24 protein-coding genes and 1 riboswitch are annotated in these 18,925 nt (G+C 40.7%); of the genes, 10 read left to right on the top strand and 14 right to left on the bottom strand.

Going from position 1 to position 18,925, the window contains the following annotated elements; translation table 11 throughout:
• From HWQ41_RS09375 to HWQ41_RS09365, 3 genes are all read right to left on the bottom strand, one after another.
• Positions 1-211: hypothetical protein (locus HWQ41_RS09375; protein ID WP_292761831.1), on the bottom strand; the 211-nt coding region annotated here is incomplete at its 3' end.
• Positions 212-375: 164 nt separating this feature from the next.
• A complete protein-coding gene (locus tag HWQ41_RS09370; protein ID WP_292761828.1) occupies positions 376-660 on the bottom strand; it encodes a hypothetical protein in 285 nt (94 codons plus the stop codon).
• A gap of 50 nt (positions 661-710) precedes the next feature.
• A complete protein-coding gene (locus tag HWQ41_RS09365) occupies positions 711-1,028 on the bottom strand; it encodes a hypothetical protein (RefSeq protein WP_292761826.1) in 318 nt (105 codons plus the stop codon).
• Positions 1,029-1,192: 164 nt separating this feature from the next.
• Here HWQ41_RS09365 and HWQ41_RS09360 point away from each other — a divergent pair, with 164 nt between their 5' ends.
• Positions 1,193-1,816 carry a TetR/AcrR family transcriptional regulator gene (locus HWQ41_RS09360; protein ID WP_292761824.1) on the top strand — a complete coding sequence of 208 codons (624 nt, stop codon included), beginning with the start codon at positions 1,193-1,195 and terminating at the stop codon, positions 1,814-1,816.
• A 153-nt stretch (positions 1,817-1,969) separates the two neighbouring features.
• On the opposite strand, the gene thiC is transcribed toward HWQ41_RS09360, so the two are convergent.
• The 4 genes from thiC to HWQ41_RS09340 form a co-directional block, all read right to left on the bottom strand.
• Complete coding sequence (thiC, locus tag HWQ41_RS09355; protein ID WP_292761821.1) at positions 1,970-3,343, bottom strand: phosphomethylpyrimidine synthase; 1,374 nt, start codon at positions 3,341-3,343, stop codon at positions 1,970-1,972.
• A gap of 7 nt (positions 3,344-3,350) precedes the next feature.
• A riboswitch (TPP riboswitch) is annotated at positions 3,351-3,447 on the bottom strand.
• A 75-nt stretch (positions 3,448-3,522) separates the two neighbouring features.
• Positions 3,523-3,738, bottom strand: coding sequence for a hypothetical protein (locus HWQ41_RS09350; RefSeq protein WP_292761818.1), 216 nt, complete (start codon positions 3,736-3,738; stop codon positions 3,523-3,525).
• Positions 3,739-4,021: 283 nt separating this feature from the next.
• Positions 4,022-4,498: a DUF2726 domain-containing protein gene (locus HWQ41_RS09345; RefSeq protein WP_292761816.1), complete on the bottom strand. Its 477-nt coding sequence runs from the start codon at positions 4,496-4,498 to the stop codon at positions 4,022-4,024.
• The gene (locus HWQ41_RS09340) at positions 4,498-5,214 is read right to left on the bottom strand and encodes a hypothetical protein (RefSeq protein WP_292761814.1); all 717 of its coding nucleotides are present in this window, start codon (positions 5,212-5,214) and stop codon (positions 4,498-4,500) included. Before HWQ41_RS09340 ends, HWQ41_RS09345 begins: the two co-directional genes overlap by 1 nt.
• 126 nt (positions 5,215-5,340) lie before the next feature.
• Here HWQ41_RS09340 and HWQ41_RS09335 point away from each other — a divergent pair, with 126 nt between their 5' ends.
• A complete protein-coding gene (locus HWQ41_RS09335) occupies positions 5,341-5,466 on the top strand; it encodes a hypothetical protein (RefSeq protein WP_292761812.1) in 126 nt (41 codons plus the stop codon).
• Positions 5,467-5,585: 119 nt separating this feature from the next.
• Here the strand turns inward: HWQ41_RS09335 and HWQ41_RS09330 are convergent, their stop codons facing one another.
• Positions 5,586-6,065: a protein tyrosine phosphatase family protein gene (locus HWQ41_RS09330; RefSeq protein WP_292761809.1), complete on the bottom strand. Its 480-nt coding sequence runs from the start codon at positions 6,063-6,065 to the stop codon at positions 5,586-5,588.
• Between the two features lie 379 nt (positions 6,066-6,444).
• Between HWQ41_RS09330 and HWQ41_RS09325 the strand changes: the two genes are divergently transcribed.
• From HWQ41_RS09325 to HWQ41_RS09310, 4 genes are all read left to right on the top strand, one after another.
• Positions 6,445-6,852: a hypothetical protein gene (locus HWQ41_RS09325; RefSeq protein ID WP_292761806.1), complete on the top strand. Its 408-nt coding sequence runs from the start codon at positions 6,445-6,447 to the stop codon at positions 6,850-6,852.
• 136 nt (positions 6,853-6,988) lie between these two features.
• Positions 6,989-7,486, top strand: a complete 498-nt coding sequence (locus HWQ41_RS09320; protein ID WP_292761803.1) for a GNAT family N-acetyltransferase — start codon at positions 6,989-6,991, stop codon at positions 7,484-7,486.
• Between the two features lie 120 nt (positions 7,487-7,606).
• Complete coding sequence (locus tag HWQ41_RS09315; RefSeq protein ID WP_292761800.1) at positions 7,607-8,251, top strand: TetR/AcrR family transcriptional regulator; 645 nt, start codon at positions 7,607-7,609, stop codon at positions 8,249-8,251.
• 16 nt (positions 8,252-8,267) lie between these two features.
• Positions 8,268-8,657 carry a DUF120 domain-containing protein gene (locus HWQ41_RS09310; RefSeq protein WP_292761797.1) on the top strand — a complete coding sequence of 130 codons (390 nt, stop codon included), beginning with the start codon at positions 8,268-8,270 and terminating at the stop codon, positions 8,655-8,657.
• A gap of 154 nt (positions 8,658-8,811) precedes the next feature.
• Here the strand turns inward: HWQ41_RS09310 and HWQ41_RS09305 are convergent, their stop codons facing one another.
• From HWQ41_RS09305 to HWQ41_RS09290, 4 genes are all read right to left on the bottom strand, one after another.
• Entirely contained in the window at positions 8,812-9,525 is a 714-nt protein-coding gene (locus HWQ41_RS09305; protein ID WP_292761794.1) for a gamma-glutamylcyclotransferase, read from the bottom strand.
• 158 nt (positions 9,526-9,683) lie between these two features.
• Positions 9,684-10,478: an SDR family oxidoreductase gene (locus HWQ41_RS09300; protein ID WP_292761791.1), complete on the bottom strand. Its 795-nt coding sequence runs from the start codon at positions 10,476-10,478 to the stop codon at positions 9,684-9,686.
• 3 nt (positions 10,479-10,481) lie between these two features.
• Positions 10,482-11,930: a DHA2 family efflux MFS transporter permease subunit gene (locus HWQ41_RS09295; RefSeq protein WP_292761788.1), complete on the bottom strand. Its 1,449-nt coding sequence runs from the start codon at positions 11,928-11,930 to the stop codon at positions 10,482-10,484.
• Positions 11,931-12,193: 263 nt separating this feature from the next.
• Entirely contained in the window at positions 12,194-13,279 is a 1,086-nt protein-coding gene (locus HWQ41_RS09290; RefSeq protein WP_292761785.1) for an RNA-guided endonuclease TnpB family protein, read from the bottom strand.
• Positions 13,280-13,321: 42 nt separating this feature from the next.
• Here HWQ41_RS09290 and HWQ41_RS09285 point away from each other — a divergent pair, with 42 nt between their 5' ends.
• The 3 genes from HWQ41_RS09285 (at position 13,322) to HWQ41_RS09275 (ending at position 16,041) form a co-directional block, all read left to right on the top strand.
• Positions 13,322-13,516 carry a hypothetical protein gene (locus HWQ41_RS09285; RefSeq protein ID WP_292761782.1) on the top strand — a complete coding sequence of 65 codons (195 nt, stop codon included), beginning with the start codon at positions 13,322-13,324 and terminating at the stop codon, positions 13,514-13,516.
• 538 nt (positions 13,517-14,054) lie between these two features.
• Positions 14,055-15,074 (top strand): Npun_R2821/Npun_R2822 family protein, encoded by a 1,020-nt coding sequence (locus HWQ41_RS09280; protein WP_292761781.1) that lies wholly within the window; start codon positions 14,055-14,057, stop codon positions 15,072-15,074.
• Positions 15,075-15,093: 19 nt separating this feature from the next.
• Positions 15,094-16,041: a glycosyltransferase gene (locus HWQ41_RS09275; RefSeq protein WP_292761779.1), complete on the top strand. Its 948-nt coding sequence runs from the start codon at positions 15,094-15,096 to the stop codon at positions 16,039-16,041.
• A gap of 33 nt (positions 16,042-16,074) precedes the next feature.
• Here the strand turns inward: HWQ41_RS09275 and HWQ41_RS09270 are convergent, their stop codons facing one another.
• Positions 16,075-16,827, bottom strand: coding sequence for a chromosome partitioning protein ParB (locus HWQ41_RS09270; RefSeq protein ID WP_292761777.1), 753 nt, complete (start codon positions 16,825-16,827; stop codon positions 16,075-16,077).
• A 2-nt stretch (positions 16,828-16,829) separates the two neighbouring features.
• Positions 16,830-18,209: an AAA family ATPase gene (locus HWQ41_RS09265; RefSeq protein ID WP_292761775.1), complete on the bottom strand. Its 1,380-nt coding sequence runs from the start codon at positions 18,207-18,209 to the stop codon at positions 16,830-16,832.
• 262 nt (positions 18,210-18,471) lie between these two features.
• On the opposite strand from HWQ41_RS09265, the gene HWQ41_RS09260 reads away from it, so the two are divergent.
• Positions 18,472-18,840: a zinc ribbon domain-containing protein gene (locus HWQ41_RS09260; protein ID WP_292761774.1), complete on the top strand. Its 369-nt coding sequence runs from the start codon at positions 18,472-18,474 to the stop codon at positions 18,838-18,840.
• The last annotated feature ends 85 nt before the right edge of the window (positions 18,841-18,925 follow it).

Genomic DNA, 18,925 nt, shown 5'->3' with positions numbered 1-18,925 from the left:
CCACAAAGCCTCCGCCCCCAATCAGCAGAACCGCCAGTATCACCCAAAGCCATCTCTTGCGCTGTGGAGGGGATTTAGAAGCGGTTTCCTCAGTACTAATCGGCTCGGTAGATTCTGGTGCTAAGACTGAACTAGAGCCGTTTGCAGCACTATTTTTCAGAGCAGCAGTTGGCTGGGAAGATACAGATGTAATTGGGCGATCGAGTGACATAAGATATTTAACTCCCTGAATATTTGATTTGTTAAATCTGGGTTTGCAGGTTTGAATCTGTCGGAAATATTTTTGAAATTGGTATAAAATCCACAATATTTTGAATTACAGCACTGAAGTTTTAGATGATTTTTAGCAGGGCTGAAGTAAAAAATATTGACAGTTTAATCTCTGCGTTTAGCTGTCATTTGCCAAATTCTTTCTAAGGTTTGAATTTGCCGTAGCCGAATTGCTATTAGTTTATGGTGTCTTGTATGCCGCCTTCCAACCCCAACTCCGATACAGAAGAAGATTGCTGCAACACAAAGACAAACTACAAGCCAAGGGCTTGCAGACAAACCATCAACCTGGTTGGGTGGGTAGGTGAGGTCAGTTTGATCGGGTTGTTGAATAACTAAATCTGCAAATTGAGGGTTTGCTGTGATACCAGATGGAGAGAACCCATTCATAGTAGTATGCTTCTCTTACTAATTAGTATTACCAAAGGCTGAAGTTTGTTTTATCCGCCAGCAATCCGTTTCAAAATCTCCTCGGTAAACCATTCCGTTCCGTTGACAAAGTTGCGGGCTGGTGTGGGCATGAGTTCGAGATAGGTTGCTAGGCGAATTACCTGGCCTAATTGGCCTTTTACCTCGTAGCGATCAAATATTTCCACAGCGCTCTGGTGCAGTCCCAGTTTCATCAACGTACCCCGCCAAGGGAGAAAAAGACCTTTGAGATATATGCTCTTGTCACTCGATTCAAGTATGTGCGCTCCGCCCAACGGTTCGCGGGTCGAACCGGCGGCTGCATTTGCTTTCACTGATGTCTGCGACATTTGTACTCTCCTTTATTTTGGTCTGGGGTAAATTGGCATACAAAAGACGAAACAGTTTAGTCTTGCATATAAATTAAACAAAACAGTTTAGTCTTGTCAAGGGGGTATGATGGAAATCAGTCAATAGTATTAGTAGATTCCCAGCAAACTGGGAAAATTGAGTGATGAGTAACGTTAAGAGTGTTGAGCGCGATTTATCCCCCGAAAAAACTGAAGCGATCCTGCGTGGGGCGATGCAGGAGTTTCTGGAGCATGGTTATGCCGGAGCCAGAATCGATAAAATTGTGGCAGCAGCAGGAGTTTCTAAAGCCACGGTCTACCGACACTTTGCCGATAAAGAGGCATTGTTTACCGCCCTGATCCAACGAATGGCAGCGAGAGCAAACCTGTTTGAGCAACAAGACTTTCCACCATTGCAAGAGGAACCCGTTGTATTTTTGAAACGGTTTGCTCTTGGAATGGTGGACAATGTGGCTCAAAACTCGCAAGACATAACGCTTTTCAGAATTATCATTAGTGAGTCAGGACGGTTTCCAGAATTGGCACAGGTATTTGTCCAGAATGTCGAAAAGCCAAATCTTAACTTTCTTACACAATACTTTGCTACTCATCCTAAACTTCAGCTTGCTGACCCGGAAGTTGCAGCCCGAACGTTTATCGGAACGCTGATCCATTTTGTGATTACGCGAGATTTGCTGCATGGTGGAGATATTGTGCCAATCGAGCGCGATCGCCTCATAGATAGCTTGCTTTCACTGATCCTTAACAAAAACGAAGCTAACCCCTGATTTTTCCCTATGAGTAGCTGGCGTGCGAATTCCATCCGTCGGGGCTTAAGTTGGCTTCAATGACAACTTAAGCCCCGACAGTGTGTTCTATGCCATATCTCATCCATCTGAAAACCGCTATAAGTATTCAACCGGACTCGATATGACAATCTGTTAGCTTTGAGTCACAGCTTCTTTCGCCAAGAACTTCTCTAATTCTGTCAGCGCATCAGCATCAACTTTAGTTTGCATTGGGCAGAACTTCGGCCCACACATTGAACAAAACTCAGCAGTTTTATAGATATCTGCTGGTAGAGTTTCATCGTGATATTCCTTAGCTCTTTCTGGATCGAGTGATAATTCAAACTGACGGTTCCAATCGAAATTGTAACGCGCCTTGGAAAGTTCATCATCTCTATCCCTTGCACCAGGGCGATGTCTAGCAATATCAGCCGCATGAGCTGCTATTTTATAGGCAATCAACCCATTCCTGACATCTTCGGCATTTGGTAGACCCAAATGTTCTTTAGGTGTTACATAGCACAGCATTGCAGTACCGTACCATCCAGCCATCGCTGCTCCAATGGCTGAAGTAATATGGTCATAACCGGGAGCAATGTCTGTCACCAATGGCCCCAAAACATAAAAAGGTGCTTCCGAACACTCTTCCATCTGCTTACGGACGTTAAACTCAATTTGATCCATTGGGACGTGTCCAGGCCCTTCCACCATCACCTGTATATTATCTTCCCAGGCTTTGCGAGTTAACTGTCCAAGGGTTTTCAATTCAGCTAATTGGGCTTCATCTGAGGCATCATGGGTGCAGCCAGGACGCAGAGAATCTCCTAAACTAAAGGAGACATCATATTTTTTGAAAATCTCAATAATGTCTTGAAAGTGGGTATAAAGCGGGTTTTGTTTGTGGTGATGTAGCATCCACCGCGCCAAAATACCGCCGCCGCGAGAGACAATACCAGTGATGCGATTTCTCACCAAGGGCAAATGCTCAATCAAAATCCCTGCGTGAATAGTTTGATAGTCTACTCCTTGCTGGGCGTGCTTTTCAATGATATGGAGAAAGTCATCAGCAGTCAGGTTCTCGATTGTGCCGTGGACACTTTCTAAAGCTTGGTAAACGGGTACTGTACCAATGGGAACCGGCGAAGCATTAATAATGGCGGTGCGAATTTCATCCAAGTTACCGCCACCTGTGGACAAATCCATCACGGTATCAGCACCGTATTTCACGGACAGATTCAGCTTATCAACTTCTTCCTGAAGATTAGAAGAGTTGGGGGAAGCGCCGATATTAGCATTTACTTTACATTTAGAGGCGATGCCAATAGCCATCGGCTCTAAATTAGTGTGATTAATATTCGCCGGGATAATCATTCGTCCCCGCGCTACTTCGTCACGAATGAGATCAGCCGGGAGATTTTCCCGTTGGGCGACGTAGTGCATTTCTTCGGTGATAACACCTTGGCGGGCGTAGTGCATTTGAGATACATTACTTTGCCCACGGCGTTTAGCAACCCATTCTGTCCGCATATTATAATTCCTCAATAAACAGCTTCCCTCCGCTGGTATTACCCAGACTCAGGTGTTAAGGGTGTGATCTCAGCCTGGTTATATAGGCACCCCTAGCATGGATGTAGTGTACCACCTTGGTTATATCTGGGAGCAAGGGTGTTAAAAATTTATGCTGTTTTTTCGGAGTCTGGCGATGTCTACGACGGGCTGCGCCTACGCTCTTTCTGTTGGATAATATCTAATATTGCCTTGTGGATTTCCTCTGGAGTCATCGACGCTGGGTAAGTCGCAGAGGGAGGTTTTGCCGTCAAACGATCTGCAAATGCGTAAAAAGCCTCTTGATCATCTCGATGTTCCAAGACATAGGCGCGTAATTCTGCTTCACTCATAGCATCAAAGTTTGGTTTTGTCATAGGTATCGCCAATTTCCATCACGACTAATTAAAATTTCTATTTCATTGCCACCTAAGATGAATATGTTTCCTGTCCGCTCATCTAGACGAACTATGTAGATGGGCAAGTAAGCTGTGGTCAATGATTGACATAGGTAGACACATTTTAGGGCTTGTGCTGCTGTTGGAAGGATAACCGCTCCTTTGATATAAAAGCTTATCTATATTTTATAGTAATTTAATGGTAGCCAAAGCGATACCATAATCTGTTAATTTTGCTATTGGCGTGCAAACATCTTGTGGTTTACCAAGCTGTAACTCGAACATCAGTAGAAAAAGATTGTTCGCAATACTTTCTTATTAGGGCTTGGGCATTTTCTCGTCGGTTTCCTGTAAATAAATTACATACTACTTCTTCAGATTGAGAGTAAAGATGTAATAATCCAAAATCTTTCACCCGTGAATAAAGTAAGGGAACTGCTGCAAGAGCGAGTAAAGTTGCTTTTTTGCGATCGCGCTCTCTGGCTTCAGGATAATCATGATATGAAGATTGAAAGTCTACAACCAAACAAGGTTTATAGTCAGAATTAGTGATCAGAGCGTCTACACTGGAGCTAAAGAAAAACTTTCTTAGTTCGATATCAAGGTTGCTATCTAGTTCACAAAATTGGCATAAGCTAACCTGTGTATGAATTTTATACTTTTCATCCACGCAGGTTTGCAAAAACTCTAGCATCCTTTCTTCATAAGGATTGACCAGTCTTTTGACTCTAACAGACATTACTGTTGCTCCATAAGGATTTTTCCAAAGTGACCCAGGAATTCTTTTAGAACTTCACTGGAAGTTATACACACTTGCCAACTGTAAGGAAATAGCTTGTCATCATTAATGACAAGATAGCAGTCGCTAGTTCCTAAACTAGTGATATCAAATTCTTCTGGTAAATTAATAACATTTTGTGCCTTTAAATCACAAAATTCACTATCATCAGATATATCACCTAGATAATATTCAATCTCATCACGCTTGTTGAGTGTAAAATTCTCTGTTGTCTCACCAATTTCTAAAAGACTTGGATAGCGAACTTGCATTGATTTCCAAAATATATTTTCTTTACTAGGTAAAATCCAAATTTTACCTAAAATAGAACGATAAGGTTCATTGTATGCATCACAACAGTGGACATATTCTAAACATAAAATATTACTTTCTAAGACATCCCTAGATACAGTGACACATAAACCCTCTTTACGGGGTGTTAAAACCAGTTGATAACGTTTAGCTCCTTTTTTTGGATTCTTAAGTTTGTACCCCACATATTGAGATGTACGGTTCTCTTCAAACTTGTCATAAAAACCAAGTTTTTCCAGCAGACTGGTAGCCAAAGACATTAAATCTTCCCCGCCTTCAATCACCTGGATATTTGTTGAAACCAAACGGGGAACGCCGTTTTCTACCTCAAATCGCTGGATGACATCGTATATAATTTTTGACATGAATTAATTCCCAAAAACCTTGGCTAAGGTTCATGGAAATAGTCTAACGCTTATTCTTCAATAATCCAATAGTCTTAGATAAGATTTTTAGATTTTCTGGGAAGTGCTTATTCTCCCTATAGCTGGATGGTTATACTAAAGGCGATCGCACCCCTGACACCCTTCAAGCAAAAGCTTTTAACCACCAGTTATTATGGGGCGATCGCCTTGACTTTGGACGTTGGCTCATCCGAAAATTACCCAAAAAATTAACAGTCGCTATTTCCTGCAAACCGATCGCTCTTTTGCAGGAAATAGCGACTTTTATTAATGTGCGATCCTAAACTGGCGTATAAAGCTTTCTCAAATACAGGATATTGAGTACAACTGTTTCAGCGAGTAGGCGCAGCTACTTTCGCGTGTTTGTTAACGTAGTCCACAAATAATTGCTTCAGCCGGGGACTAACGCCAGCGTGTTCAAAGAATCCAAAACCCAGATTCCTAGCTCTTGCTAAGGTTTCCTCTGATGTTAATCCTTCTTGGATAGCGATACTTAAGAGCGCAATTCCAGTTGATCGCATCCCGGCTGCACAATGTACAACTGCTGGTTTAGGGATTTGTTCTAATATCGTGAGGATTTTGGTAATCAGCTCTTCATTCAAATTTTTTAAATCCACCTTGAGTGGAACATTCATATAATGCAGCCCCAATCCTTCCGCTACTTTTTGCTCATCCTGGGAAAATCCTAGTTCATCAGGCGATCGCAGATTCAGAACCGACTTAAAACCTTCTTGGATAGCTTGCTCAAGCTGTTTTGGTATGACTTGTCCTGTGGTTGTCAAATTTTCGTTAATCTGTATGGCGTTGATCACATTCACTCCTTTTGACTTTCTAATGTCTTCTAGCTTGGTAAATACTGTGATAAGCAAGCTTTGAGAATATATTCAAGTAAACACAGCAAAATTAGCTAAATATCAGACGATATTGCTTGATAACTTCAAAATTTGTCTTTTGAAGTTGGTTATTTTATTGCTTTATCCAAAATAAACGGTTTACCGATAGACTTACCGTAGTTTAAAACTTATTGTACGTTTTGTCGATAGGGTTAGAGGGGTTTATATTTCGGGAGCTATACCATTGTGAACAATTAAATCAAGATTTTCAAAAAATAGTATAAATCAAGACATTAGGATTTTGCCTAAGCCATCTTAAGCAAGGGCATATTAAGTATTTTTAACGAGAACATAAATAGTGACTGTAAAAAACCAGGGCTATCACGCCACTACTCACTGCCGATCGTTGGATCTCTTGGAAATACTGGGAGTTGAGACAGTTGCCCAAAAACTTGTCATTGATCGCAATCGAATTACAGGCGGCGGTGTGACAGCTGGCATTGATTTTGGGCTGGCTCTAGCAGCTGAGTTATTTAGGGAAGCGATGTCTACGACGGGCTACGCCTACGCTCAAGCAATTCAACTAGGGATTGAATACAATCCTCAACCCCCTTTTAACAGTGGTTCTCCCCAAACTGCCCCTGCGGCTGTACTTGCTCACCTTACAGTTGCGAGTCAAAATTTTCAGGAAATCAGACGGCAGATTGTTCAGCGAGTTGTGACTCAATTGCAAACTGCTAATAAGTCGGTAGGCGCAAATAATTAGAAGATAGTGTAGGGTGTGTTAGCGTGAAACGCGTAACGCACCATTTCCGATCTTCGGTGCGTTACCGAAGCCGTAACACACCCTACAGTATCAAAAAGTTAAACAGGCATGTAATCTGAATGCTAGCCCTGAACCTATGAGCGCTAACGAAATATCTCTTCGACCTGCCCAGGAAACAGATGCCTGGGTGCTGAGTGCAATTCATATTGCTGCTATCAAAGCTCTGCCTGCAACTTTATACACCCAAAAAGAACTTTTAGCTTGGCGTAATTACCGCAACAAACCTAATGGTTCAAATATCTTGAAGAGTATGAAAGTGGAAACTTTCTGGGTTGCGATCGAGAGAGATTTTGTTATAGGTTTTGCTAGTTTCATTGTTGATGAACTCATCGGGCTGTATGTCCATCCTAAATATCAAGGTAAAGGGATCGGGCGTGCTTTAGTTCAACATTTTTGCGATGAAGCAACTGAGCAAGGTATAGATAAGGTAATTACAACAGCTAGCCTTTATGCCGAAGGGTTTTATTTACGACTAGGATTTACTGCCATCCAAAGAGCGCCTCATTATTTAAGAAGTGGGGTAGTTGTCCCAGTTACTAAAATGAATAAAACATTAGCTACCGCACCGAAATAAATTTGAGCGGGTAAAGATTTTCAAGGACTTTAAAAATGCTGGTATCAAGATGATTTTTCCCCAAGTTGCGACCACTTTTTCTACATAACCTATGATGTAAGTAAGTAGTTGCCAGCATAAATGAATAAAACCATCCGTTCATCAACTCTCACCCGTACACGTTTGATAGAAGCCGCCTCGCAGGTATTTGCCAGTTTAGGTGTTCAAGGAGCAACTACCCGTGAAATAGCTCGTGTTGCTGGTGTGAATGAGGTGACTTTATTTCGCCACTTTGCTAGCAAAGAACAACTTCTGGGAGCAGTAATCGAAAATGCCTTTGCACTCCAGACAGAAGCCCTTGCACACCCCGAAGCATGGACGCAGGATCTAAAAATTGATTTAAGACAGTATGCCCATCTTTACAATACTATGCTAGAGGCACAGGAAGACTTAATTCGTACCTTCATTGGAGAAGCCAAACGTCATCCCAAGGCAGCCAAACAAGTAATTCAAGAAGCTGCCAAGCCCTTAGGGGAAAAACTGGTAGCTTATCTGCAATCGAGTCAGAGACGAGGCACCGTCAGAGCAGAACTTGATCCATTTCCAGCAGTCGATATGTTTACAGGAATGCTGTTAGCTGGAATGCTATGCCGCAGTGCAAAATTCAATCAAGGTAGCTATAGCTGTGAGGACTATATCGAAACCTGTGTAGATATTTTTGTGCGCGGTATCAGTGCCACTCCTCTCGCAGTTGTTAATGCAGCTGTAAGCCATGAGCCAAATTAGACAATAATTAAGATATATGAAAATCTTGAAAGGTAAAGTTGTCAGTGGTTTAGGAAACTTTTCTTACTGGATTGATAAACTCCAGGAATATTACTTGAGAAAAACGGGAATGAAATTCTTCCCTGGAACTTTAAATATTCAGCTAGATCAACCTTACCATCTCCCGAAAAATGTAATTCGTCTGGAAAAGGAAGAGTATGGAGGGACTGTTTCTGTTAGCATTGTTCCCTGTAAAATATTTGGAAGAGACGCTTTCATTTTAAGAACAGACAAAAACAATACTGAAAGTGGAGATCATCCGAAAACAATTATTGAGATAGCTTGCGATGTTAAACTTCGGGAGCTATATAACCTTAAAGATAATGATTTGATTGAAATTGAGATTCACGATGTCAGATTTATCTGAATTAAATAATCTACTTGGAATCTGTGCGATCGCTGCTCAAACTCATTTTTCCAGAAATGCTCAGTGATTGTTTTCGGGGATAATTCTTTTCCAGAATTTCAAATCTAGATTTTTCTAGTATGGGTTTAATTATTCAATTATAGGTTCACAACAGTTATTCTGAAGTATTAGCCTGAGTAGAGCCGCCACTAACTAAAAGCGCTTGTTGTTTTGCCAGCACTTGTTTGCGTAACAAGAGTAATTGTCTATCTTTAATGCCTTCTGCGATTAATCCATCGACAGTTTTCATGAGATAATCAGCGCAGGAACCCAATTTTCCAGATGCGGTGGCAATACTATTAACAGTGGTTGTTAATGGTATCTGATGAGCGTATCTGGGATGTTGGCGATTGGCAACAAAGGCGATCGCTTTGAATTCCTGCGTACCATCAAACACCCTTACCCAACGAGCAACGTAGACACCAGCTAACATCTCCCGTCGCCAAATCAGCAGTAATTCGGATGGTACATCGGCAGCAGCAATTCGATAAATAATACCACGACAACTACCGCCCTGATCAAGTCCTAAGAGTAATCCGGGATTCTCTGGAGTACCGCGACCGAGGATCATCCATGTACAGAAGCACCGATGCCAACCATAAATTATCCCAGCACGGCGCTCGACGTATGTGATTAGAGGATTCCAAATTAGCGAACCGTAGGCAAATATCCAGATATCAGAATTTGGTGGTTGCTGTTGTAGTGTTTCATGGAGCGATCGCTGTAACTCATCTTCGCTCAGGGTAGTTAGCTTGATTCCAGAGTGTGATGCTTCTAATAATCTCGTCTGTTCATTTCCGGCTTCGAGGTCGCTACGACTGAGTGACATAATGTAGATTATTTCCTTTTCTGTAAATCTTCAGTAATTTCACTATATCTTTAAGATAAATTAATTATCATATAATTCCCTTTTCCGTAGGATTAAGCACCTGACCGGAAGCGGAGCGTCTTTGGTTCCGCTCCTGACTCCTGGAGCTTTATGCTTATTTAGAGTTCTTGTCCCGTTGGTCGGATGAGGATTTCGTTGACATTAACGTGCGGCGGTTGGGTGAGGGCGTAAACGATCGCAGCGGCAATGTCTTCGCTTTGCAGAGGTGTAATTGACTTGCGTCGTTCTTCGATGCGTTGTTTGGCAACGGGATCGGTAATTTGGTTGTCAATTTCCGTATCCACCAAACCTGGTTCAATAATGGTGACGCGGATGTTGTCCTTGTAGACTTCTTGGCGCAACGCTTCGGAGAGGGCATTCACACCCCATTTGGTAGCATTATAAACACCGATACCAGCCCGCGCTGTTCTACCAGCCACTGAGGAAATATTGACTATATGCCCGGATTTTTGCGCCTTCAACAGAGGCAAAACAGCATGAGTAGCATATAGCAGTCCTAGTACGTTGAGGTCAAACGATCGCCGCCAGTCTGAGCTATTCCCAGCTTCAATGGTGCCGAGTAAGGCAATTCCTGCATTATTCACAAGGATATCGACCCTTCCCAATTCTGCATTTGCCTTTGCCACCAAGTTATTTACCTGGGTTTCGTCAGTCACATCGGTGACAATAGGCAATGCCTTACCACCACTAGCTTCGATGCGTTCTGCTAATGCCTGAATGCGATCGCCACGCCTAGCAGCGAGTACTACTGTTGCTCCAACTGAAGCCAAGGCGATCGCAGTTGCTTCTCCAATTCCCGCTGAAGCGCCAGTGATAATTGCTACTTTTCCTTCTAATTTACCTGTCATACGATTATCTAACTCCTTAGTAATTGAATATTGGGCATTAGGCATTAATTATTCCTCCACTGCTCCCCCTGCTCCCTGCCTCTTACTGATCCTCAAAACGGATGCAACTGCTGCTACACACAGTATTAGGGCTGCAAAGCGAAAAGTTCCTTGAAACCCCGCAACGATCGCTTCAGGAGGGGCAACCGAGACATCTGCACCCGCAGACATGCTAGCGATTAAGGCTCCAAATACTGCCCCAATCAGAGAAACTCCTACCGTGTTCCCTGAGGTACGTGACAAAGACAGCAGCCCAGAAGCAATCCCTAGCCGCTCCCTTGGTACTGCTCCCATGACAGTGCTGTTGTTGGGCGATTGGAATAAACCTAATCCAATGCCGTAAATAAAATAGCGCGATACATAGCCTAGCTCAGTAATTTTAGCATCAAAGGTGCTAATCCCCAGACAGCCGCCAATCATCAACCCCAGCCCAATGGAGCTGATCAGTCGAGCGCCAAAGCGGTCTGAAAGTGTTCCAGCTAGTGGGGCAATTAACCCACTAAGCAGAGGCGACACGGCTAGTAGCAGCCCCACTTTTAGCGTCGGATAATGCTTGACGCCCTCTAGAAAGAAAGGGACGATGAGTAGCGAACCGCCAATAACAGTGAATGCTAGCCAGCCACTCAGCAAGCCCATACTCAACTGAAGATTGCGAAACAGCTTTAGCTCTAGTAGTGGCTGCTCTCTAATCGCTTCAACAACCAAAAAGGTTGTAAAACTTAGAGTGGCGATCGCTAATAATATCAATGAATTGGTACTGCCAAAGCCCTGGCTTTGCCCTAGCGTCATACCCAGCCCAAAACTACCCAGAGTCAATAAAGCCAATATGGCTCCCAAAAAGTCAAATTTCTGTTTGCCTTGAATGCGTACAGAAGGCGGCACTACCCTAGCTATTAAGAAACTAGCGATGATCCCCAACGGTACATTGATAAAGAATATACTATGCCAACCTGACAAACTCAGGAGCAGTCCACCAGCAGAAGGGCCAAAAGCAATTCCCAGTGACACTACACTACCGATGACGCCAACAGCCCGACCTCGTTCGGAAGAGGGAAAAACTTCTGTGATAATTGCTAAACCAAGCCCAGAAATGAACACAGCACCTAGTCCTTGAAGTGCCCGAAAGCCGATCAACCACTCAATACCAGGTGCAAAACCACACAACAGCGAACTGAAAGTGAATAAAACAAGTCCCCCCTGATACAAGGACTTCTTGCCCCACATATCGCCCAGGCGCGTTGCCCCCAAAACTAAACCGGAACTGACCAACTGATAACTCAATACAGTCCATTGAGTGGTAGGAAAACTGGTGTCAAAGGCTTGCACCAATGTGGGCAAAGCAACATTGATGATGCCCACATCTAGGGTAGACATGAACACCCCAAGTCCGACACCGAGTAAAACCCAATTTTTTTGAGAGCCTGACAAAGCCAGAGGTTGTGCTTGCAATTGTGCCAACGTTTAGCCTCCGCCTTTGACTTTACGGTTGTGAATAGTTTGCATACGTATATTCATTGTAGGGTGCTATCCTCACTATCAAGTTCAGGAAACTAAATTAGCCGCTTCCATCCAAGACTATCTATGTATTTCATCCGTTATATAAAACTTATCCAAAGTTACCGAAACAAATCTTAAAAAGAAAGTTTACGAATATCTTTAGCGTTTACTTCCTACTTCACTCTGGTAGTGTCGGCACTCACCAGTCCATAGGCTAACATCATCTAACTGACGACTTTTGAGAGAATCAGTGCGGCGTTAAGATCACGATCAATCACTTTACCGCAATGCTCACAGTTAAACACTCTTTCACTTAAAGAAAGTCTTTCTTTCTTGATTCCGCAATTAGAACAAGTTTTACTGCTGGGAAACCATCTATCAACCACTACAAGTTTAGAACCGTACAGTTCACATTTATAGTTCAACTGACGGCGAAACTCAAAGAATCCCATGTCAGTGATAGCCTTGGACAGTTTATGATTAGCCATCAAACCGGACACATTTAGATCCTCAATTACTATCGTGCCGTGGTTCTTGGCAAGTAGTGTGGTGAGTTTGTGAAGCGTGTCCTTGCGGATATTGGCTATCTTTCTATGCAGTCTAGCTATTTCTATCTGTGCTTTTTTCCAATTGGCTGAACCTTTAACTTTGTGACGATGCAACCATTGCATTCGAGAAAGCTTTGCCTCAAAACTCTTGTAAGACTTTGCGCCAATAAATGCTTCACCTGTTGAAAGTGTAGCTAGCACTTTAACTCCGAGATCAACGCCGACAATAGTTGTCTTCCTGGATTCTTGCTGTTCAACATCAAATCTAAAACTGATAAACCATCTGTTTGCTTGGCGACTAATAGATACCGATTTTGGCTTAAGTTGCGGTAATCGCTCGTAGGTTTTCAGAATCCCAATTTTGGGGACTTGAATTTTATTCCCTGCAATAAATTTAATCACACCTTCGAGAGTAAAGTGATCGCGCAGTCCCTTTTTCTTGAAATTGGGAGCTAGGGATATTTTCTTAAAGCATCTATCCCATGCAGTCCTTAATGACCGTAAAGCTTCCTGTGGTGATGATTTAGAGCATTCATAGTACCAAGGACATTCAGGTTTCACCAGGACGACTAACCACTTATGTAAGTCAATGGCACTCGGAAACCTTATCTTCTTCGTTGGGTTAAATTGATTGTGATCAAGAATTTGTTTTGTTAGCGCGAGTCCCCAATTCCAAGCATGGCGCGATACTCCACAATGCTGTAATAGCTGGGTGCGCTGTGTGTTATTCAGTTTCAATTCGGTTTTGAAACCTAAGAGCATTTATCTAGCCTTGCTGCTACAATGTCTAGTATACCACACACTATGGATAGTATGGCGACTATAAAATTTAAACCAGAGAAAAAAGTAGCCTATGATAAAACACCTCTTCAGTTGAAAGTTTCACCAGGGGTTAGGGAAAAAATTAAGGGTATTTCAGGTTGGCAGGAAATATTGAGAGGATTTCTGGATCAAATGATTGCTGCAAATGAAAAACTTCCTCAAATCAAGCAAGATTGATCAGGTTTAGCTAAATATCTTGCAATTTAGTTTCACCCTACCGTTGGCGATTTTGTTCACAGCGATCGCAGCAGGCGCTTCGTTGATCAGAAATGCTCTGGATGAATTGAAAAATTCCGGTTTATGTCAGGCATTGACTTCTCAATCGGTGGGACTCTCTTTCGTGCTTGTCATATGTATGTTTAGTAGAGTACCTAGATACTCTTAACTCCAGACTCCTTCAACTAGATCAACGATAGTGTTCATTAAAATACGGTAACTTGATAGAGTTACTGTTTTTCTACTAGTTAGTAAACTATCATAGACAACTCTAAGAAGCAAGCTCTAGAGTTGATTAGAGTCTATGCCCCTATTGCTATGGGACAAACATCGAGTAATGTTAGTATCATCCAAATTAACCAAAATCGCTTCCTTCTTGCCCTCAGCAGAAAGTGTAAAGATGTGTATATTATTAATTATTTGGGAATAATAGCTCAGAGAACAACGATAATATTATTTGCGTTACTTAGTAACTTAAAGATAAAAAGGATTTATCAAAATGGATTCTTTCGGTATTTACACCCTTGCTAATGACGTAGTATTTGACCAACTAGTAGCTTTGCTAAATAGTATTGAGGCAAATGTTAGCGCAGATATTCCGATTTGTATTATTCCTTATGATGAGCGACTAGACCTAGTTAGGCAAGAAATTAATTCTCGAAAGAATGTAATCCTGTTTGATAACTGGGACGTAATTCAACGGTGGGAAGAATTTACTCACCAAGTTTGGGCGGCTCATCCCAGAGAGAAAGAGACAAAAGTATCACGTCCTAGTTGGTACAAAAGTCATTTACAAAGAAAATTTGTTGCCTTTGAGGGTATGTTTGATAAATTTGTATTTTATGACGCTGATAGCTTGGCAATGAAGCCACTCAATAATGTAATTGACAAACTAGAAACATCCGATTTTATTTTTGATGATTGGGAACATCTTAAGGATATATCTGTTGCAGCCTTAGATATTTCAGTTATAGAAGAAACTGGACTGTATACAGAAGCAGATATACGTACTAAGCTGCATTGCTCCAGCTTTTTTGGCTCTAAACGCGGGTTATTTAGTGTTGAAGAAATTGAAATAATAAAAGAGCGATTAATTACTCAGAGGGAAGTTGAATGGATTAATAGACATGGATGGTGGGATGATGCTTTTTTGTTTAATTATATGACTTTACGCTGCGATCGCCCCCTGTTTAACTTTACACTTAGCCCCAATGGTCAAGATAGAACAGGTAACTGCGCTAATGCAGATCCCTTTGTCAATATTAATAATGTTCTTTACAATCAAGATGGCTTAAAACCAATTCACCGTATTCATTATATGAGCTATTATTCTCGTGACTTTGCCCGTTTATGTCAAGGAGAAGATATCAATATCTGTTATAGAGATGAGTTCTTATACTATCGCTTTCTCAAACATCCAGAACAAAGACCAAAACAACTAAGACCAGCTAGTATGATTACAAAAACTAGTATTGTTTTCAACAAAATAGTGCAGAAACTTCAAAGAAGTATAGGCTAAAATAATTCTAGTATAGATTATGCCAAAAATTAGTGTTTGTATTCCTACTTTTAATCGTGTCTGTCTGCTGCCTTATGCGATCGACAGTGTACTAAATCAGTCTGAGCAAGACTTTGAGCTAATTGTTTGTGATGACGGTTCTAGCGATCGCACACCTGAATTGATATCACAGTACACAGACCATCGGATTAAATATATCCGTCATCTGCAAAATATTGGTAAAAGTAATAATATGCGCTCTGGCTTTGATGCTGCCAGTGGTGAATATTTTATTAAATTTGATGATGATGATCGGCTAACACCCGATTTTCTCGCAAGTACCGCAGCTATTTTTGCTCAAGATTCTAGCATTGATTTTGTTGGTACAGACCATTGGATCATTGATATTGATAATGTGCGGGATGAGGCAAAAACTCAAGAAAATTCTCATCGCTGGGGTAGAAAGAATTTATCAGCCGGTGTTGTAGATAATTTGTTGGAAGTCGTATTTATTCAGCAAAGCTTTCAAGTTGGGGCGACATTATTTCGCCGTAAAACATTGCAAGAATTAGGATATATGCAGCCAAATCTGCAAAATTGTGAGGATAATGATTTATTTGTGCGTCTGGCTTTGGCTGGGAAAAAGGGCTATTACTTACCAGAATTATTGATGGAATATCGCTACCATGCAGAGCAGCAAGGTATTAATCGAGCCATTCCTTATTTATTTGATAAACTCCGGTATTTAGAAAGTTATAAGTTTGATTCTGAAAAAATAGAGACAATCAGGAAAAATCGTCTAAGTGAAACGCAATTATTATTAGGTTTGCGTTTAATTGAAAAGGGTGAAACGCAAAAAGGCAGAGAGCTAGTTTTAGCCGGAAAGTCTTTTTCAACTACTAAGGCTTGGACTGGTTTAGGATTATCGCTGTTACCAGTTGGGTTGCGAGGTAAGGCGTTTAATGCACTGCGACAGATGCGGGGTTAGACATTATTCTTGCAAATCAGATGTAACTAAATTTTAAATAAACAAGATACGTGACCAGCTATCAACAATATCTACCATTTTATCGCCACTTATACCTTTAATCTGTTTTTTGCCACTGACAATTTTTACTCTTACTAATACATCTTTCAGAGATTCAAACTTTTTATTTTTACGTTCTTTTTCCACACTTTCAGCAATTTGAACAGCTTTTTTATCTGTAAAACCAGCAGTTCTTAATCTGAAATTAAGTTCTAGTAGACTTAAATTATTGAATGCATCTAAAGGTGAAATCTGTTTTGGTATCTGACTTTCAATCAACTTGAGAGTATCGTGTAGTTTCTGTCTTTCTTGTCTCTCTTGTGCCAGTTCTGACCTTAAATCATTAATTTGCTTTTCCAACAAATTAAAATTATTATTTTTTGAAATCGATTCAGAATGATTTGTTTGAATTGGAATTTTAATTTCGGGTTTACCATCAGAATCCAATCCCCTAAATGCAGCTACTTGCTTAAATATTTCATCCTCGTTCTTAGGAGAAATTACAAAGGCGTTGACCATTTCGCATTGACGAGGATTTTTTTCTCTTGCTCTGACAGCAGCATAATATTCAAAATGTCCATCAACCACTGTATAAGTCTCCAAGCCCGTAGTTTTCAAAATTAATGGTCTGATAATTCCCCCACTTTCTATAATCATATCAGCGAGGCTACTTAAAGCATCATTTGAGAAATTGGATGGAGGTACATCACAAGTAATACTTTTGACATCAACAGTATAAAATTTCATTATTAATTAACTCCTATTTCTTCTAAAACTTCTTTGGCTAACATCTCAAATTCCATAGCAGATTGTTGAGCAGTAGTTTTTGATTCTGCATATTTTATAACTGATTTGGGATCTGGGTATTCTAAATCTCCTACCATTATAGAATTATTCATGCATTCTGAAAGAGACGTTCTATCATAAATAACAGCTTCCATCAAAGGTAAATTGTAGCGTTCAGATATGACACTTCTTTGCCTGGGGAAAGTGTACTGCAAAAATTTAGAGTTAGTCGAAATTTTAGAAGCTAGAACTCCTATTATATTAATAGGTGATCTCCCCATCATTTCTTTGTATTCATTAATTTCATTAACAAAGTTTTTTACCGTTGGTAAACCTTGATTTGCAAATGGTTTCAAATCTGAAGGAATTATCAAATAATCAGAAGCAATCAATGCAACTTGAGCATAATAGTCTCTTGATGGAGGGGTATCAATGATTACAATATCATAATTTGTTTCTACAGGTTTCAGTTTAGAAATAAGTCTACTTCTGCTTACTGCTATTAGATTTAGTTGATCTTGCTTCTGAATTAAATTAATGTGTGATGGAACCACATCTATTTCTGGATTATTAAAATAATGAGACTGACGACTAATTTCTGGTATAAAATTAAAATCTGAAGATTCTAATAAACAAGATACATTTTGTTCGCGTAAATCATCATCTTCATCAAATTGAAATTTGATTAATCCTGTCGCAAAAGTAGTATTTGCCTGAGAATCTATATCAATCAAAAGTACACTTTTACCTTTTTTACGTAATGCTGCTGCAAGATTGACTGCAACAGTAGTCTTACCAACGCCGCCTTTATTATGGTAGATTGCAATCGTTTTCATTGAATGTTGCCTCTTTGTTTCAAAATTTGAATTATTTTCAGTTATTTGAACTTCTGGTTTATCTACTAACTGTCCTTCTTTCAGACTATCTCTACCAATTAAACCTTTAATTTTATCTAACTTTATCTCAACTTCCTTTCCAGAACACTGAAATAATAGCTGAATATCATATTGCACTTTTTGATAAATTCTGATTTCTTTGCCATTGGTCAGCAATCCATACCTGACATTCAAGCTGGTTAAATAATGCCTGAGTCGGGGGACATGATTATTTAAGTTTTGTTTGGGATGCTTTGCCTCCATGACGACACTCAGCGGTGAGTTGGCATCTAAGACAAAGGGAATCACTTGTGCGGCAAATGCTAAGAAATCTAAGCGGATGCTACCAACGGCAACTTCTTGATGCCAGGTGTCAGGAGTATAACCTAGCTGCGGTAGCAAATATTGCACTATGAGTTTGCTTTCAACTTCGCTTTCGTTACGGCACAGCTCAGGATTAAAAGGCAATATTTTTCTACCTCTAAAAATTATTGGATTTGGGACAAAACCTGATATTTGCTAGATTATGGCATAGCCTTAATTATTTTGCGTGATAAAAATCACTTAGAAAAATATAAAAATCCTCATAACACTAGTACTTTTGCTGATGAAATAACCACTTCTAAGAGCTAGCCTTATTCAAAATTAACAGGCTATGTATGTATTTCCCAATTACCCCGGTAAATGGCTAGAATCAAAGTGTTTACTTAACCTATTTGCGCTAAAGGTTTTGGCTACTGTATCTTGTCCCCACTGCCATCAACTCGTTAATAGTCAAGCTATTAATTGTCCCTATTGCCGGACGACACTCAAAGCTTACGGACATCCCGGTATTCCATTGCACCGCGCCACTGGGGACGGGTATCTGTGCGACACCTGCACATATCAGGCTGATAATACTTGCAATTTTCCCCAGCGTCCCTATGCTAAAGACTGTACCCTCTACCAAAATATTGAAGAGACAAAGTTAGAGTTGCAACAGCAGCGTTACACTAACAGTTTTGCATTAACTGTGAAAATTTGGGTAAAACAGAATCAGGCTTTGCTGTTACTTTTGGGTTTATTATTGGTCTGTTTGTTCTTCAGTCTGGTAACTTAGGAACGTGGATTAAATAAAATGCAAAACTTCATCTTGTCTCTAGCCTCCCTCTCCTTTATAAGGAGAGGGATTGAGGGTGAGGTAA

The organism is Nostoc sp. NOS(2021), from assembly GCF_017115025.1.
Taxonomy (GTDB): domain Bacteria; phylum Cyanobacteriota; class Cyanobacteriia; order Cyanobacteriales; family Nostocaceae; genus Nostoc.
Note: the sequence above shows the minus strand (reverse complement) of the source record. Positions and strands in the feature narration are given on the sequence as shown.

Coding starts and splice junctions, on each gene's coding strand:
- HWQ41_RS09340 (WP_292761814.1), bottom strand. CDS start 5,214: ATGTCAAAAATTATATACGATGTCATCCAGCGATTTGAGGTAGAAAAC.
- HWQ41_RS09315 (WP_292761800.1), top strand. CDS start 7,607: ATGAATAAAACCATCCGTTCATCAACTCTCACCCGTACACGTTTGATA.
- HWQ41_RS09310 (WP_292761797.1), top strand. CDS start 8,268: ATGAAAATCTTGAAAGGTAAAGTTGTCAGTGGTTTAGGAAACTTTTCT.
- HWQ41_RS09365 (WP_292761826.1), bottom strand. CDS start 1,028: ATGTCGCAGACATCAGTGAAAGCAAATGCAGCCGCCGGTTCGACCCGC.
- HWQ41_RS09270 (WP_292761777.1), bottom strand. CDS start 16,827: ATGAAATTTTATACTGTTGATGTCAAAAGTATTACTTGTGATGTACCT.
- HWQ41_RS09350 (WP_292761818.1), bottom strand. CDS start 3,738: ATGACAAAACCAAACTTTGATGCTATGAGTGAAGCAGAATTACGCGCC.
- HWQ41_RS09305 (WP_292761794.1), bottom strand. CDS start 9,525: ATGTCACTCAGTCGTAGCGACCTCGAAGCCGGAAATGAACAGACGAGA.
- HWQ41_RS09285 (WP_292761782.1), top strand. CDS start 13,322: ATGGATAGTATGGCGACTATAAAATTTAAACCAGAGAAAAAAGTAGCC.
- HWQ41_RS09370 (WP_292761828.1), bottom strand. CDS start 660: ATGAATGGGTTCTCTCCATCTGGTATCACAGCAAACCCTCAATTTGCA.
- thiC (WP_292761821.1), bottom strand. CDS start 3,343: ATGCGGACAGAATGGGTTGCTAAACGCCGTGGGCAAAGTAATGTATCT.
- HWQ41_RS09320 (WP_292761803.1), top strand. CDS start 6,989: ATGAGCGCTAACGAAATATCTCTTCGACCTGCCCAGGAAACAGATGCC.
- HWQ41_RS09345 (WP_292761816.1), bottom strand. CDS start 4,498: ATGTCTGTTAGAGTCAAAAGACTGGTCAATCCTTATGAAGAAAGGATG.
- HWQ41_RS09275 (WP_292761779.1), top strand. CDS start 15,094: ATGCCAAAAATTAGTGTTTGTATTCCTACTTTTAATCGTGTCTGTCTG.
- HWQ41_RS09360 (WP_292761824.1), top strand. CDS start 1,193: ATGAGTAACGTTAAGAGTGTTGAGCGCGATTTATCCCCCGAAAAAACT.
- HWQ41_RS09290 (WP_292761785.1), bottom strand. CDS start 13,279: ATGCTCTTAGGTTTCAAAACCGAATTGAAACTGAATAACACACAGCGC.
- HWQ41_RS09335 (WP_292761812.1), top strand. CDS start 5,341: ATGGTTATACTAAAGGCGATCGCACCCCTGACACCCTTCAAGCAAAAG.
- HWQ41_RS09280 (WP_292761781.1), top strand. CDS start 14,055: ATGGATTCTTTCGGTATTTACACCCTTGCTAATGACGTAGTATTTGAC.
- HWQ41_RS09300 (WP_292761791.1), bottom strand. CDS start 10,478: ATGCCTAATGCCCAATATTCAATTACTAAGGAGTTAGATAATCGTATG.